This is a genomic window from Thioalkalivibrio sp. AKL9 (assembly GCF_000377825.1).
Lineage (GTDB): Bacteria > Pseudomonadota > Gammaproteobacteria > Ectothiorhodospirales > Ectothiorhodospiraceae > Thioalkalivibrio > Thioalkalivibrio versutus.
Genome location: NZ_KB905104.1, coordinates 40,613 through 55,452, shown reverse-complemented (window position 1 = coordinate 55,452; position 14,840 = coordinate 40,613). Strand labels below are relative to the sequence as shown.

Below are 14,840 nucleotides of genomic sequence, written 5' to 3'. Positions count from 1 at the left end.
CCCCCCCCTTGCTCGACTGGGCACGCCTCGAATGGCGTGACGGACAGCCTTTCGCCGCCGACTACGGGGACGGCTACTTCGGCTCCAGCGATCCGCATGCCGAGGTGCGCGAGGTCTTCATCGAGGCCAACGACCTCGCCCGGCGCTTCCGCCAGTGTCAGCGCTTCGTGCTTGCCGAGACCGGCTTCGGGAGCGGGCTCAACCTCTTGCTGGCGCTGCAGGAGTGGCGACGCCACGCGCCCCCCGGCGCCTTCCTGTCCCTGTTGAGCCTCGAGGCCCACCCGCTCGCACCCGCCGACCTAGCGGCCCTGCACCAACGCCTGGGCCTCGACAATGCCGACGCCCGTCAGTTACGGGCCCAGTATCCACCACCGGTTCCCGGACTCCACCGAATCCAGTTCCCCGAGGCCAGGGCCGCGTTGACCCTGGGCCTGGGTGACGCCGCTCCCCTTCTTGCACAGATCCGCGGCAACGTGGACGCCTGGTTCTTTGACGGGTTCGCGCCGCGCAGCAATCCCGCCCTTTGGAACACCGGGGTGTTCCGGCAAGTGGCGCGGCTTTCCGCGCCGGGTACTACATTCGGCACCTACACTGCAGCCGGTCAGGTTCGACGCGACCTGGAGAGCACGGGGTTCGAGGTGCGCCGGGTGCCGGGGCATGGCCCGAAACGGGAGCGTCTCGTGGGGACCCTTCGGGAGCCCCAGTCGCCCACGAAGTCAGCACCCTGCGCGGTACCGCAACGTGTCGCCATCGTGGGGGCCGGCATTGCCGGGCTCAGCGCCGCCCATGCCCTGCAGGCGCGAGGCGTGGAGGTCACGGTCTTCGACCCGAACGGTGCCGGCGGTGGTGCCTCCGGCAACCCGGCCGCCGTCCTGCTACCGAACCTGCACCCCCGGGACGGGGAGCTGAATACCCTGGCACTCGCAGGGATGCGCCGTACCGCTTTCCTTGCCGACCAGCTCGACCCGACCGGCGCATACGGCATCCGGCTGGCAATGGGCGTGGCCTTCCATGGCATCAGCGCCCACGGACGCAAGCGCGTGGAACGTCTGCTGAAAGCGGGCCCCGAACATGCGGCCCTGCTGTTCGATCCTGGCGGGCCCGGTTGCACCGCGGACCCACACATCTACTACCCGGACGGTCTGGCGATCGACATGCGGGCCCTTTGCGAGGCCGTGGCCCACGCCCTGCCGCCCCTGCGCATGGAATCGGTACAGGCGCTGAAGCCGTCGTCCAACACCGGTCCCGTGCAGGTTGAGAGCGACACTGGGTCTGAAGCCTTCGACGCGGTTGTGGTGGCGACGGCCGCCGGCGATGGCACCACCTTGTGCCCGGAACAAGCGGGTATCTCCACGGTAACCGGTCAGATGACCCGGGTCCGTGCGGCCTTCCCCGATTGGGGTGGCTATGTCGCAACCGGTCAGGGCTACTGCATCCCGGGAGACGACGGCACCGCCTGGATTGGCGCGACCTATCGCCGCACGGAGGCCCCAGGAGCCGAGAATGAACGGACCCCTCAGGCCGAGGATGATCAGACCAATCTGCGGCATCTCGCCTGGGTGCCGGGGCTACAGGATGCCCAGGCAGTCGAGATCCTCGCGCAATGGACCGGGGAACGCGCCGTGGTCCGCGATCGCCTGCCGCTGGTCGGGCGCAGCCGGCTGGATCCCGGTGGCCGGGTACTGTTGAGCCTGGCGCATGGCTCGCGCGGTCTGCTCTATGCCCCGCTGGCCGGCGAATGGCTGGCCGATCACCTGCTGGGTCTGATCGAGCCGCTCGAGGCGCAAACCGCGGCACGGTTCGCCCCGGCGCGTCACTCCGTCCGGGATTCCGGCGCCGCCTCCGACGCGTAGGCCACGTCGTTGCGTCCGGCGGCCTTGACGCGGTACATCGCGTGGTCCGCGGCCATCATCAGGTCCGCCAGGCGCTGACCATCTCGCGGATAGAAGGCGACCCCGATACTGCACGAGAGGCTCTCCTCCACCGGTTCCATGTGGCCGGGGTGCAACTCGAATGGCTGGCGGAAAGCCGCCTGCAACCGCTCAATCAGCCTCCCGGCCTCCTCGCGTCGATTCAACGGCGCACTCAGCACGATGAACTCGTCCCCGCCCAGGCGTACCAGCAGGTCATCCGAACGCAGACTGGCCGCAAGCCGTTGCGCCAGCTGGCGCAGGAGTTCGTCCCCTACGGCGTGGCCGTACCGATCATTCACCGGCTTGAAACGGTCCAGGTCAATGAACAGCAGCGCCAGTTGTCCCTCCTTGCGATCCGCTCGCGCCGCAAGCCGCGGAAATGCCCGATCCAGCGCCGCACGATTCGCGGCTCTGGTCAACGGGTCCTCCCAGGCCAGGGCCTGCATGCGTTCTTCCAGCTGCTTGCGCTCGGTTACGTCCAGGGCGTGCCACACCACGGCCGAAGAGCCTTCGAACGGTGCGTCAATCGGGCGTACCCGCGCCTCGTACCAGCGGCTTTCCTCCGGTGATGGACGCGTCTCGCCTCCGTGGAACACGTTCGCCTGGAGGCGGTACTGAATCTCCTGCAATTCACCTTCGCGCAAGGCCCGGCGCACGACGCCGGAAAAGCGCTGCGCGACCTCATCCGGCAGCAGTTCCGCCAGTGTGTGGCCGGCGGCCGTGTGCTGGGGTGCCTGGCCACGCCGCGCTTCGCCAAAGACCGCGCGAACCAGGCCGGTGTCGTCGATCACCAGGGCATCGCCGGGCATGGCCTCGAACAGCGCGTCCTGAAGATCACGGGCCTCGCTCAACGCGTTGAACAGCATTCGGTTGTCGTGTACATCCACAAAGCTCAACAGGAAGGCCCGCTGCCCTTCCCAGTCAATCGGCACCCAGCGCAGCAAATGAAACCGCTGCTCTCCGTCCGCCGTGTGTACGCGAATCTCGCGCCCGCGCGGCTCCTCCAATGCCATTGAAAAATCGAGCGCAGGGGGAAGGCGCCGGCGATCGTCGGCCTGAATCACCCCCAGCGCTGAAAGAGTCTGGCCAGGATCCGGCGACAGGCCGGTCATGCGGGTAAAGGCCGGATTGGCCCAAAGGACCCGGCGCCCCGCGACCACCAGAGTGGCATCCGCCAGACGATTCACGAGCGCCTGATAGCGCGTGAGGGCCTCCCGCCGCTGCCGGATGCCCTCCCCCACACGGAAGGTGTACCCACTAACCGCCAGCAGCCCGACCACGCCCATCACCCACCAGGCGGCCGGGCGCTCCGTGGCGGATGGGTTGGGGACAGGGTGTGCAAGCATCTGCCACTGGCCCCCGGCAAAGGTCACGTCGAGCGCGAGCGGCGCGCTGGCCACGTCGATCTGTTTGGGGTTGTAGAAGACCTCACCGTCGGCGCCGGTCCCGTCGAGGCCGCGCAGGGCCAGTTGCAGGCTGGGCGGGCGCGGGGCCAGACCCGCCTTGCCAAGGATCGTTTCGAAATCCAGCGCAATACTCGACAGTGTCCACGGATTGGCCAACGCCGGCGGATCTTCCGGATCGGTCAGGACCGGGGCGCGCACCAGAAGCCCCCGACCGCCCTGTGCCAACGTCCAGGGCCCGGCGACGACCGTTTGCCGGCTCTCCAGCACTTGTTGATAGGAGGCGCCCTGCTCCGGATGTTCCGCCAGGTTGAGGCCGATCGCGTCCTCGTTGCCATCGCGCGGGTAGACCAGCGCAAGGATCTCGCCGCGCGCCAGGGTCAGAGAGCGAATCAGTTCCGGCTGGCTGCGATAAAGACGGTCCGCTGCCCGGTCGAAGTCATCCTCGGTCAGGTCCGGGTGGACATAGGCATAGGCGGCAAGCCCGATCGTCGCATGGACCGTGCCATTCAGCACGCTTTCCAGTTGGGTCCGAAGGCTGCTTGCCTCCGAGACCACGGCTTGCTGATAGCGGTCGGCCATCTGCTGTTTCCAGCCCTGGTCGATGGCCACGAACAGCAGGGCAAACAGCAACCCGGCAATCAGCGCCGCCACCACCGGGCCGCTGATATGCGGTTCGGTGGTGCGGGCGTCGGCCGGCTGGGCCGCTGGCCGCGCTTCGGATCCTTCGGTTGTGTCCGTGGACTGGGGCATGCCGGATCTTTTCACAGGGACGCTCAGAGCCCCACTATGCGCCTTTCCCGGGCCTGGCTGAACCGTTTGCATGGATGTAACACGAACCTTCGCCTCACGCCTCGTGATCGAGCGTGCCCTCGGACCCGTCGTTCTGTCTCTTCCAGGTCGCCGCGAGATGTCGCTTCTCGGCGGGTCGCAGGCGTTTGATACGTTGTTCCTCGCGCAATGCCTCGCCGTGGCCGGGAAACACCTTCGCCCCCAGGAGCTGCTCCGGCGGGTACATGCGGGTGAAACGCGCCCCGCGCCCCGCACGATGAGCGGCCAGACGCGCCGCAAGCCGCGGTGTAACCCCGGTATAGATCCGGGCACCGCGGCACTCCAGGAGATAGACGTACCAGGGTTGGGGGCTGGCCACGATCACACACCCGGGTAGAAATGATTGGTGGGGACGGCCGGAATCGAACCGGCACGGGCTTGCGCCCAGCGGATTTTAAGTCCGATGCGTCTACCAGTTCCGCCACGCCCCCGGAGCGGCCGCATCATACCGCGCGGCCCCGATCGTCGCACCCGCGGGAGCGGGCCGCACTATTCCGCGTCGGCGGCGGGCATCTCCGCGACGGGTAACGGCACGTGCAGCGAGGCGGCGATCGCCCGCAACAGCTCCACTTCCGCGACCACCGTCTGGCCGCCATGCGTGATCGTGGCAAGCATCGCCGTGACCAGGGTCTGCTTGTCCGCCGGGCGCAGGGCATCCAGTGCCTCCAGCGCCCTATCCAGCCCCTCGGCCCAGACGGCCTCATCGGCAGTCCGCTCCAGAGCCGCGGCAATCGCCTCGTCGGTGGGATCCTCGATCGCCAGGGCCAGAACGCCCGCGCGCAGGGCTGCCCTGGCCTTGTCGGGGTCGTCCGGGTGTCCGTGATGCGCGAGCACGGCCAGCGTGTCCTGCGCGTGGGCAGCATGGCGAGCCAGCCGGTCGCGTCCGCCCGCGCGGGCACGTTCGGGCTGCTCCAGGTCGCGCAACTGGCGCCGCAACAGACGGCCGGTCGCGTATTCGAACGCCGATACCCGGCCGTCGGCGCGGATCAGTTCGTCAATGAGGCCTTCCAGCTGCCGGCGTTCCTCGCGTGGGCGATGGCGCAATACCGGAAAGCTCATCTCCAGCAGCGGAATGCGCAGGTCCGGGCGCAGCTCGGGTTCGGCCTCCAGCAGGGTGCGGACGTGGGACTCGCTCTCCGCCCCCCGCGTGCCGGCAATCCGCAGGAGCTGGTGATCGCGTACTTCCGGATCGTTACTGATCAGCAGGTACAACAAGACATCGACACCCCAGGCATCGGAATGCGCCGCGCGCTCCAGCGGCCCCGGCATCGCTGCCACTAGCAACCCCGCCCCGAGGATCTGCGAAAGCCCCGGATCGCCGATGTTTTCCATCAGCCGCTCCGGATTCAGGAGCAGGCCACCCGGGCGTTCCGTCGAGTCGCGGTCGCGTTCCTCCGCCTCGGCCTGGGCGTCCTTTTCGACACGACGCGTCTCGGCATCCTTCTGCATCTGCTCGCGGATGGTCTCCAGTTCTTCCGGCTTGAACCCCGGCTCGATCGCCTGGATGCGCTGGACCAGCGGTGGATGGGTCGAAAACATCTGACTGACGGCCCCGGAGGCGAACAGCATGTGTCCGACCTCCTCGGTGTCCGCCCCGAGCTCGGTATGGGCGGCGCCGATCTTCTTGAGCGCTCCGGAAATACCCTCCGGCTGCCGGGTGAACTGCACCGCCGAGGCGTCCGCCAGGTATTCCCGCTGGCGCGAAACGGATGCGCGGATCCAGCGCCCGAAGAACAGCCCGATATAGCCCACCACGATCAGTGCCACGCCCGCGGCGACGATGCCCCCGGCGTTGCGGTTATTGCGCGACAGGCTCATGGCGAGCAGCACACGCTGGCCAATCAGGGCCATCACCAGGATCCCGAACAGCATCCCCATGAGGCGGATGTTCAGGCGCATGTCGCCGTTGAGTACGTGCCCGAACTCGTGCGCCACCACGCCCTGCAATTCATCGCGGTCCAGTTGTTCCAGGGCCCCGCGGGTCACGGCGATGGCCGCGTCGTCCGGCGAGTAACCCGCGGCAAAGGCGTTGATACCGGCCTCCTGCTCGAGCACGTAGACCTCGGGCACCGGCACGCCGGAGGCGATGGCGATCTCCTCCACCACGTTCATCAGGCGACGCCGCAGCGGGTCACGGGTATCGCCATCCACCCGCGTCCCGCCGAGTTCGCGGGCCACCGCCCCGCCGCCATCGCGCAGACCGAGCGTGCGGTAGAGACTGCCCAGGCCAATCAAGCCAACCGTCAGCACGGTCGTCCAGACCATCACGGCGACATTGCTGACAAGGAACTCACGGGTCAGCCAGGGTTCGCCCGCAGCGACAGGCTCTGCCTGACCGAACACCACCAGCACGATGGCATTCATCACCAACACGATGGCGAGTACCGCCAGGCCGAACAGAAACAATAGCCAGCGCGTCCGGCGCTGCGCCCGGTCCTGCTGCTCGAAAAAATTCATGACGCCTCGGGGATCAGGAGAAGTTCACTTGCACGGGCTCGCGCTTCTGCGGGTCCTCGATCTCCAGCAGCTGCCCCGGGCGGAACCCCAGGTTGTTGGCAATCAGGCTGTTGGGGAACATCTCGCGCAGGATGTTGTACTGCATGACGGCATCGTTGAAGGCCTGGCGGGCATAAGCCACGCGGTTTTCGGTACTGGTCAGTTCTTCGGACAGCTGCATCATGTTCTCGTTGGCCTTCAGGTCGGGATAGCTCTCGGACAGCGCGAACAACCGCCCCAAGGCCCCCGACAGCCCCTGTTCCGAGCTCGAGAGCTTGCGCACGGCCTCGGTGTTGGTTGGATCACCGCCGACCTCCTGCAGGCTTTCCTTCGCATTGTTACGGGCCTGGATGACCGCCTCCAGGGTGTCGCGCTCATGACTCATGTAGCGTTCCGCAACCTTGACCAGATTGGGGATCAGGTCATAGCGGCGGGTCAACTGCACGTCGATCTGGGCAAAGGCGTTCTTGTACCGGTTGCGCGAGGTCACCAGGCGGTTGTACGTCCACACCCCCCAGATCACCAACAGAACCAGGATCCCCAGTACCACCCAAGTCATATCCATCCCGCCACACTCCTTAACCTTTAACGTGCCGAGTGTACGCCGGAATGCGGGTGGCACCACAAGGCAGACGCTGCCGACGACGCTGTTTTATGCTGGCGCCGGTCTCTTCCCGGAAGCGCACATGAATCTCTCCACCCTCCTCGGCATTTTGGGCAGCCTGCTGGTGTTCGGCAGCGTCATCGCGTTCTCCTCACAGAATATCGATGCCTTCCTGAACCTGCCGGGCCTCGGCATCGTGGTAGGCGGCACCATCGCGGCCACGCTGATGAGCTACCCCTTCCACGAGGTGATGCGCGTGTTTCGCGCCGGCGCCAATGCGATTCGCGAGGAACGCTACGACGTCACCCAGGATCTCGAGGAGATCGTCCAGGTCTCGCGCTACTGGTTCTCCCAGAATCTGCGGCGCATCCAGGATCGGCTGGACCAGATCCGCAACCCGTTCCTGCGCACCGGCATCCAGCTGGTTATCGACGACACGCCGATGGACGATGTCTCCGATCTGCTGAACTGGCGCATGGCGCGCCTGCGTGCCCGCGAACAGGCCGATGCGCAGATGTTCCGAACCATGGCCACCTATGCCCCGGCGTTCGGCATGCTCGGCACGCTTATTGGCCTGATCAACCTGCTGCTGACCACCGAAAACGACGATTTCACCGTCATCGCGGTGAACCTGGGCATCGCCCTGATCACCACGTTCTACGGCATCCTGCTCGCCAACCTGGTCTTCCGGCCCATCGCCATCAAGCTGGAGCGCCGGACCGAGGAGCGCGTGGTGCTGATGACCATGGTGCTGGAGGGCATCATGCTGATGCGCAAGGGACGCTCACCCGGCTACATCCGCGAGACCCTGCGCTCGTTCATGGAGAATCACAGCGACGAGATCCGCCAGGCGGCCCCGAATGGCGAGGAGGAGCCGGATACGGACGAACCCGCCAGCGGCGAATCCACGGAACGGCGCTGAGAACATGCCCGGAGCCAGCCCCTCCACCGCCGAACGCGCCGCGCTGCAGGCAGAGATGGATGCCCACGCCGCCACACGCCCGGAGCAGGCCTTTCTCGGCTCCTACCCGGGCGAACGCCAGCGCGACGACGAGCACGCCTGGATCCTCACCTATCTGGACGTTCTGACCCTGGTTATCGTGGTGTTCGTCATCATGCTCACCTTCATGGACCCGCGTGACGATGATCCGAGGGCGGTCTCGGCCAGCCCGATCGCCCTGGCCCACCCGGACCGCAGCGCCCTCATCGAACCCCTGGTCCATTCCTCTCTGCTGGATCGGCCCGCCCTGGAGGAAGCGCCGGTCGGTGAGCGCTCCGGCCCGGAGGTGGTCGCCGAACAGCCCCCAAGCCGCGAGGCCGGCCGATTACGCGCGCGCGCCCCCGAGGGCGTGGACGTCGTCGAGCAACCTGGACGGATGGAGCTGCGCATCCGCGACGACATCCTGTTCGGGACCGCCGAGGCAGACCTGCGCCCGGATGGCCAGTCGCTGCTCCAGGACCTGCTCCCCATCCTGGAAGATCACCCGGGCACCATCACCGTGGAGGGCCATACCGACAACATCCCCATCGCGACCGAGCGCTTCCCGTCCAACTGGGAGTTGTCCTCCGCGCGCGCCAGCGGCGTCGTACGCTACCTGGTCACCCGCGGGCTGGTACCGGATCAGCTGCGCGCCGTGGGGCGTGCCGACACCGTGCCCATAGCCGCCAACGACCATCCCCAGGGCCGCGCGGAAAACCGCCGGGTCTCCCTGATTCTCGAGACCGATAGCCCCTGACGCCTTCGGAGCGCGCCCGGCACCCGGTCCTCCTGTCCGTCCCTTGCCCGCGCCCAAGCGCCGGCATTTGACGCCGAGGCCCCCACCCTAGAAGCTATACCGCGTTTTCAACTTACGAGGAGGCCGGTTTGCGCTCTGGACGCGGATCCCTGTTGGGGGACTGGCTCGATACCACCGACCACAAGGACAAGCTGATTGCCCTGATTGGCGGTGTGATCGGTCTCTACCTCTCGCTGGAAGTCGCAGCATCTGTCACCGAGAACGGGATCAACGGCTTGATCCTCGCGTCTCTGGGTGCCACGGCCGTGCTGCTCTTCGCTGCGCCCCACGCGGCGATGTCGCAGCCCAGGAACGTGCTCGGTGGTCATGCCATCGCCGCCATCGTGGGGGTGCTGGTGCGCGACGTTCTGCCCCACCCGTTGCTGGCTGCAGCGGTCGCCGTCGGGCTCGCAATCTGGCTGATGCACTACCTGCGCTGCCTGCATCCCCCCGGCGGCGCCACCGCGCTCTATGCGGTGCTCGGGGGTGACTCGGTGCAGGCCCTGGGCCCCTGGTTCCTCCTGCATCCCGTGTTGACCAGCGTGGGCGTCATGCTGGTTGTCGCGGTAATCATCAACTACCCGTTCCCCTGGCGGCGCTACCCGGCCAGCCTGACGCCGACGCCCGAAGCCCCCAAGCAAGGTCCCCTGGCCGCCCTGGAGCGAGCCGGACTGGGCCAGGACGACCTCGAATACGCCATGCGCGAAATGAACCTGTATCTCGACCTCACGGAAGACGACCTCGCACGCCTGTACCTATTGGCCCGGCGCCATCACCAGCACCCCGACCCCATCACGCCGGACGCGATCCAGCCGGATCACTGTTTCAGCAATGGCGAGAGCGATGCCGACTGGGCCGTGCGCCGCGTATTACGTATCGACGACGGGCAAGTGACCTACCGCAACCTTGCGGGGCCGGACACCCCTGGCGAGGACCGCGCCACGCTGGAGGAATTCTCCGCCTGGGCCCATCACCAGCTCGACCCGAAATCCGCCCCGGGCGACTGAAGCGTTTGGGGCTGCCCCTGCCCGGCGCTTATACTCTCGCGCTAGGGAAACACTGATCAATGTACACGCTCGCGTTGGCACCCCAGGTTTTTCGAGACAAGGCGCGTCGTGCAGCGGGTAGTGGTTCTACCCGCAAGCGGCGCAACGCAGGATCGGGGAACCTGGGGTGCCAACCCCACAAACCATTCAATGCAGGGGCTCGGCCGCCCGTTGTTGACGAAAACGGGCGCGCGCACGGCGTTGCGGTTCCCTTGTGCAGAATGACTGCGCGGCAGTCACCGCGCCTTGTTCGCACGCAAAAGCGACTCGAGCGCGAGCGTGTACATTGATCAGTGTTTCCCTAGGTCTCCGTAGCTCAGCTGGATAGAGCAGCCCCCTCCTAAGGGGCAGGTCGCAGGTTCGAATCCTGCCGGGGACACCAAATTCATGAGGCCGATGCCGATTTTCGATCTGGCGCCGTGCCCGCATCGGTCGTAAGGTAGGCAGATGGCCATGCTGACGACCGAACAGTCCACCCGCATGATCGATCTGCTTGCCCCGCTGATCGGCATTCAGGGCGAGGTGGATGGTTGTATGGTCGAACTGGTCGAGGTCCTCGACGAGGGACCTCGGGGTTTGCCCGGGGTCGCCTTGATGAGCATGGGCGCCGAGCGCAGCATCCAGGCCAATCAGTACGGCAACCCCCTCTGTCGCCATTCGGAAATTCGCACCCTCTCGTTGCTGTCAGAGGTTGAACGCGACCTGCACCCGGTCCTGCGCCAGCTGCTTCCGGAATCCGTCGTGGCCGAACTGCGGGGTTTGCTGACGGAGTGAGGGTTTACCCGGCTCCGTTGCATGGGCGCGATCGGGCTTCGGCCTCCTCCACCATGGGTTCCAGCCGCGACCACACCGCGTCCAGCAGATGGGGTTGAGCGGCCTCGCTGGGGTGGATACCGTCGTCCATCAACATGCCGTCTTCCAGCAGGATGTCCTCGAGGAAGAATGGCTCGAATGCCAGTCCCCGCTCCTCGGAAAGATCGGCGAATACGGCCTCGAAACGCTCGGTATAGCGGCGGCCGTAGTTCGGCGGGATGCGTATACCCAGCAACAGGGTGTTGGCGTCGACGGCCTCGATCGCATCGACCATGGCCTCCAGGTTTTCGCGCATGGCCTGCGGCGGCAGGCCGCGCAGGCCATCGTTGCCGCCCAGGGCCAGGATGACGACTTCGAACGCTGCGCGTTCCAGCACGCCGGGCAAGCGACTCCGTCCACCGGCAGTGGTATCACCGCTGATGGATACGTTGACCACTTTCCAGTCCTTCTCTCGCTCGGCCAGCCGTTCGCCCAGCAGGGCCGGCCAGCTGGCGGAATCCGGCATGCCGTACGCGGCACTCAGCGAGTCCCCGAACACCAGGATCCGGAGCGGCTCGGCCGAACGATTTTCGTCCGGTAGGGAATTCGCAGCCGCAACAGGACTCCATAGCAACGCGATCAAGCCCATCACGACCAACGGAATACGCAACATGGATGCATCCTCGTCATTTGTACTGGAGGCCCGGGACCTCGAGCAGCGGATCAACGGACCCAGCGGCCCGCTGGACATCCTGCGCGGCATCTCACTGGCGGTCCAGGCGGGCGAGACGGTGGCCATTCTCGGCGCATCGGGTTCCGGCAAGTCCACCCTTCTCGGGTTGCTTGCAGGTCTGGACGCCCCGAGTGCGGGAGAAGTTCGGCTGCTCGGGCAAACCATCAGCGAACTGGACGAGGATGGCCGGGCCGCCCTGCGCGCCGGCCGGGTCGGGTTTGTGTTCCAGTCCTTCCAGCTCCTGCCGGCACTGACGGCGATGGAAAACACCCTGCTCCCGCTGGAGCTCAACCCGGCCCATGCGCAAGAGAGTCAGGAAACCCTGAACCACTGGGCCTCACAGGCCCTGGAACGCGTGGGTCTGGGCGACCGTTCCGCACACTACCCCCATCAACTCTCCGGTGGCGAGCAACAACGCGTGGCGATTGCCCGCGCCATTGTGGATCACCCGGCGGTCCTGTTCGCCGACGAACCCACCGGGAACCTCGACGGGCGGACGGGGCACCGCATCATCGAACTGCTATTCAGCCTGGCGCGACACCCGGACAATGATGGACCGGCGACAGCGCTGGTGCTGGTGACACACGACCCCGAACTGGCCGGACAATGTGATCGCATTATCTCGATCCAGGACGGTGTGCTCGAATGATCGCCGCCCGGGGAACCGACCGCAGCCATCTACGCGCCCTGCTGCGTGGCACCTGGCGTGAATGGCGCTCGGCCGAGCTGCGCGTCCTCGCCGCCGCCCTGGTCGTCGCCGTCGCAGCCGTCGCGGCGGTGGGCTTCTTCACCGATCGGGTGGATCGGGGCATGGCCCAGCAGGCGACCGCGCTGCTGGGGGGTGACCTGGCCGTCGTCAGCGACAACCCGCTGCCGGCAGGCTGGCCTGCCGAAGCGGCGAGCTACGGACTGGAAACGGCGCATACGGCCTCCCTCCCCAGCGTCGTCTTTACTGCGGACGACGAATCGCGACTGGCCGCCCTGCGCGCGGTCGAGGCGGGCTGGCCACTGAAAGGCGAGGCGCGTATCCGTCCTGGCCGCGAGGCGGACGAGCGGGTCCGCGACCGCGGTCCGGAACCGGGTACGGCCTGGCTGGAGCCGGCGCTGCTCGAGGCCCTGCGACTGGAGGTCGGGGACCGGGTGGAGGTCGGGGACCTCGATCTGGAGGTCGCCGCGATCATCACTCATGAACCGGATCGCGGCAGCAACCTGCTGGATATCGCGCCGCGACTGATGCTGGCCTTCGATGACCTGGAAGCCAGCGGTCTGATCGGCCCCGGCAGCCGCGTACGCTACGAGTTCTTTGCCGCGGGACCCAGCGCCGGGGTCGCGGAGTTCCGTGACTGGCTGGAGGATGACCTGGAGTCCGGCCAGCGCCTGCTGGGTCTGGAAGACGCCAACCCGGAACTGCGCACCGCGATCGAACGTGCGGAGCGCTTCCTCGGCCTCGCCTCGTTGATGGCGGTGCTGCTGGCCGGGGCCGCGATCGCCGTCGCGGCCCATCACTTCGCCCAGCACCGCGCCGACCCGGCGGCGGTGATGCGCGCGCTGGGAGCCAGCGGACGCCAGGTCCTGCTCACCTACTTCGGCCGCGTTGTGCTGGTCGCCCTGCTGGCCAGTGGGGTTGGGCTCGCGATCGGCTTCGCGGCCCAGTTTGTCCTGGCGGCCCTGCTGGGCGACTGGCTCGCCGGGGACCTGCCTCCGCCCGGTTCACGCCCGGTCATCGCCGGCCTTGGGGTGGGGCTGATCACGGCCGTGGGCTTTGCCCTGCCCGCTCTGTTGCGGATCGGCCAGGTCTCGCCGCTGCGGGTCCTCCGGCGCGATCTGGGTCTGCCGCCCACCTCGGTCTGGCTGTCCGGCGCACTGGCACTGCTGGCGTTCGGCGGCCTGCTGTACTGGCAGGCCGCCGATCCCCAACTGGCCGCCTGGGTGCTGGTAGGCACGGCCGTTGCGATCGCGGTGCTGGCCGCACTCGGGATGGCGCTGGTGCTGGCCCTGCGGCCCCTGCGCAACCGGGGCGGCATGGCCCTGCGCTTCGGCCTAGCCAATCTATCCCGTCGGGGTGGCCTGAGTGCCGTGCAGCTCGTGGCCTTCAGCGTAGGCATCCTGGCACTGCTGCTGCTTGCCATTGTCCGGGTAGACCTGCTGGAGGCCTGGGATGCCAGTATCCCCGAGGATGCCCCGAACCAGTTCTTCATCAACATCCAGCCGGGACAGGAGCAGGCCTTCGCCGACCGCGTCGAGGCGGCCGGTCTCGAGCGTCCGCAATTGGACCCGATGATCCGCGGCCGACTGATCGAGATCAACGACGAGCGCGTGCGTCCGGATGATTTCGACGATGATCGCGACCGCAGGCTGGTGGATCGCGAGTTCAACCTGTCCTACGCCGAGTCGCCCCCGGACCATAACCCCATCGTCGAGGGCGACTGGTTTGGCGAGCAGGGGCAGGACCCCGATAGCGGGTGGTCGGTCGAGGCCGGGCTGATGGAACGCTTCAACCTGGCACTCGGGGACCACCTGACCTTCCGTGTCGGCGGTCAGGCTATTCGCAGCCCGATCACCAGTGTCCGCGAGGTCAACTGGGACAGCTTCCAGGTGAACTTCTTCGTCATTGGGCCGCCGGGGTTGCTGGACGAGCAGCCCCGGACCTTCATCACGGCCATGCACGTACCCGAGGCACAGCGCTCCGCCCAGAACCAGTGGTTGCGGGAATTTCCCGCGGTCTCGGCGATCGATGTCAGCGCGATCCTCGCGCAGGTGCGCGACGTCATGGATCAGGCCACCCGGGCGGTGGAGTACGTCTTCCTGTTCACGCTGATCGCGGGTCTGACCGTGCTCTATGCGGCGGTGCAGGCGACGCGCGATGTACGCCGGCGCGAGGCCGCGCTGCTGCGCACCCTGGGTGCACGCCGCGACCAGATCCGCAACGGATTGCTCGCCGAATTTGGCGCCCTGGGGCTACTGGCCGGGCTGCTGGCGTCCGTCATTGCCACGGCGGTCGGCGCCCTGCTTGCCTGGCAGGTCTTCGGGTTCGACTACAGCGTGAACCCGCTGACCTTCGTCTACGGCATCGGTGGCGGTACGCTGGGGATTGCCCTGGCGGGCTGGCTGGGCACCCGACGGGTGCTGGATCAGGCGCCCCTGGCGGTCCTGCGCGGACCGGAGTAAGCCTAGGGATCCAGGGAACGGCTGATTCATTCACCCGTCCGCGTTGGTACCCCACTTTTTCGAGACAAGGCGGGGTCCG

General features: G+C 67.0%; 12 protein-coding genes and 2 tRNA genes. 8 read left to right on the top strand and 6 right to left on the bottom strand.

The features are described 5' to 3' along the window. Nucleotides 1-8: 8 nt before the first annotated feature. Nucleotides 9-1,853: a tRNA (5-methylaminomethyl-2-thiouridine)(34)-methyltransferase MnmD gene (mnmD, locus tag D573_RS0102425; protein WP_018937559.1), complete on the top strand. Its 1,845-nt coding sequence runs from the start codon at nt 9-11 to the stop codon at nt 1,851-1,853. Here mnmD and D573_RS0102420 read toward each other — a convergent pair. From D573_RS0102420 to D573_RS0102400, 5 genes are all read right to left on the bottom strand, one after another. After that, nucleotides 1,814-4,069, bottom strand: coding sequence for a diguanylate cyclase domain-containing protein (locus tag D573_RS0102420; protein ID WP_018937558.1), 2,256 nt, complete (start codon nt 4,067-4,069; stop codon nt 1,814-1,816). The two genes, mnmD and D573_RS0102420, sit on opposite strands and share 40 nt — an antisense overlap. Nucleotides 4,070-4,163: 94 nt before the next feature. Next, nucleotides 4,164-4,472 (bottom strand): GIY-YIG nuclease family protein, encoded by a 309-nt coding sequence (locus D573_RS0102415; RefSeq protein WP_018176778.1) that lies wholly within the window; start codon nt 4,470-4,472, stop codon nt 4,164-4,166. A gap of 19 nt (nt 4,473-4,491) precedes the next feature. After that, nucleotides 4,492-4,578, bottom strand: a tRNA-Leu gene (locus D573_RS0102410). Nucleotides 4,579-4,636: 58 nt separating this feature from the next. Next, the gene (locus D573_RS0102405) at nt 4,637-6,604 is read right to left on the bottom strand and encodes a M48 family metallopeptidase (protein WP_018937557.1); all 1,968 of its coding nucleotides are present in this window, start codon (nt 6,602-6,604) and stop codon (nt 4,637-4,639) included. Between the two features lie 13 nt (nt 6,605-6,617). Continuing rightward, entirely contained in the window at nt 6,618-7,208 is a 591-nt protein-coding gene (locus D573_RS0102400; RefSeq protein ID WP_018145650.1) for a LemA family protein, read from the bottom strand. Between the two features lie 121 nt (nt 7,209-7,329). On the opposite strand from D573_RS0102400, the gene D573_RS0102395 reads away from it, so the two are divergent. The 5 genes from D573_RS0102395 (at nt 7,330) to D573_RS0102375 (ending at nt 10,842) form a co-directional block, all read left to right on the top strand. Continuing rightward, nucleotides 7,330-8,169 (top strand): motility protein A, encoded by an 840-nt coding sequence (locus D573_RS0102395; protein ID WP_018937556.1) that lies wholly within the window; start codon nt 7,330-7,332, stop codon nt 8,167-8,169. A 4-nt stretch (nt 8,170-8,173) separates the two neighbouring features. Further along, on the top strand, nt 8,174-8,983 hold the full coding sequence (locus D573_RS0102390; protein ID WP_018937555.1) for an OmpA family protein: 810 nt from the start codon (nt 8,174-8,176) through the stop codon (nt 8,981-8,983). 128 nt (nt 8,984-9,111) lie between these two features. Then, the gene (locus tag D573_RS0102385) at nt 9,112-10,029 is read left to right on the top strand and encodes an HPP family protein (RefSeq protein WP_026287896.1); all 918 of its coding nucleotides are present in this window, start codon (nt 9,112-9,114) and stop codon (nt 10,027-10,029) included. A gap of 344 nt (nt 10,030-10,373) precedes the next feature. Next, a tRNA-Arg gene (locus D573_RS0102380) sits at nt 10,374-10,450 on the top strand. A 65-nt stretch (nt 10,451-10,515) separates the two neighbouring features. Beyond that, nucleotides 10,516-10,842, top strand: a complete 327-nt coding sequence (locus tag D573_RS0102375) for a hypothetical protein (protein WP_018145644.1) — start codon at nt 10,516-10,518, stop codon at nt 10,840-10,842. A 4-nt stretch (nt 10,843-10,846) separates the two neighbouring features. Here D573_RS0102375 and D573_RS0102370 read toward each other — a convergent pair whose 3' ends face one another. Beyond that, entirely contained in the window at nt 10,847-11,533 is a 687-nt protein-coding gene (locus D573_RS0102370) for an arylesterase (RefSeq protein ID WP_018937553.1), read from the bottom strand. Between D573_RS0102370 and D573_RS0102365 the strand changes: the two genes are divergently transcribed. Next, nucleotides 11,532-12,242 (top strand): ABC transporter ATP-binding protein, encoded by a 711-nt coding sequence (locus D573_RS0102365; RefSeq protein ID WP_018937552.1) that lies wholly within the window; start codon nt 11,532-11,534, stop codon nt 12,240-12,242. The genes D573_RS0102370 and D573_RS0102365 overlap by 2 nt on opposite strands. Continuing rightward, on the top strand, nt 12,239-14,761 hold the full coding sequence (locus D573_RS0102360; protein ID WP_018937551.1) for an ABC transporter permease: 2,523 nt from the start codon (nt 12,239-12,241) through the stop codon (nt 14,759-14,761). The genes D573_RS0102365 and D573_RS0102360 overlap by 4 nt, the downstream gene beginning before the upstream one ends. Nucleotides 14,762-14,840 lie beyond the last annotated feature (79 nt).

Bases quoted from the DNA above. Each gene is read 5' to 3' on its own strand.
- D573_RS0102420 (WP_018937558.1), bottom strand. From the start codon at position 4,069: ATGCCCCAGTCCACGGACACAACCGAAGGATCCGAAGCGCGGCCAGCG.
- D573_RS0102405 (WP_018937557.1), bottom strand. From the start codon at position 6,604: ATGAATTTTTTCGAGCAGCAGGACCGGGCGCAGCGCCGGACGCGCTGG.
- D573_RS0102400 (WP_018145650.1), bottom strand. From the start codon at position 7,208: ATGGATATGACTTGGGTGGTACTGGGGATCCTGGTTCTGTTGGTGATC.
- D573_RS0102395 (WP_018937556.1), top strand. From the start codon at position 7,330: ATGAATCTCTCCACCCTCCTCGGCATTTTGGGCAGCCTGCTGGTGTTC.
- D573_RS0102390 (WP_018937555.1), top strand. From the start codon at position 8,174: ATGCCCGGAGCCAGCCCCTCCACCGCCGAACGCGCCGCGCTGCAGGCA.
- D573_RS0102375 (WP_018145644.1), top strand. From the start codon at position 10,516: ATGGCCATGCTGACGACCGAACAGTCCACCCGCATGATCGATCTGCTT.
- D573_RS0102365 (WP_018937552.1), top strand. From the start codon at position 11,532: ATGGATGCATCCTCGTCATTTGTACTGGAGGCCCGGGACCTCGAGCAG.
- D573_RS0102370 (WP_018937553.1), bottom strand. From the start codon at position 11,533: ATGTTGCGTATTCCGTTGGTCGTGATGGGCTTGATCGCGTTGCTATGG.
- D573_RS0102360 (WP_018937551.1), top strand. From the start codon at position 12,239: ATGATCGCCGCCCGGGGAACCGACCGCAGCCATCTACGCGCCCTGCTG.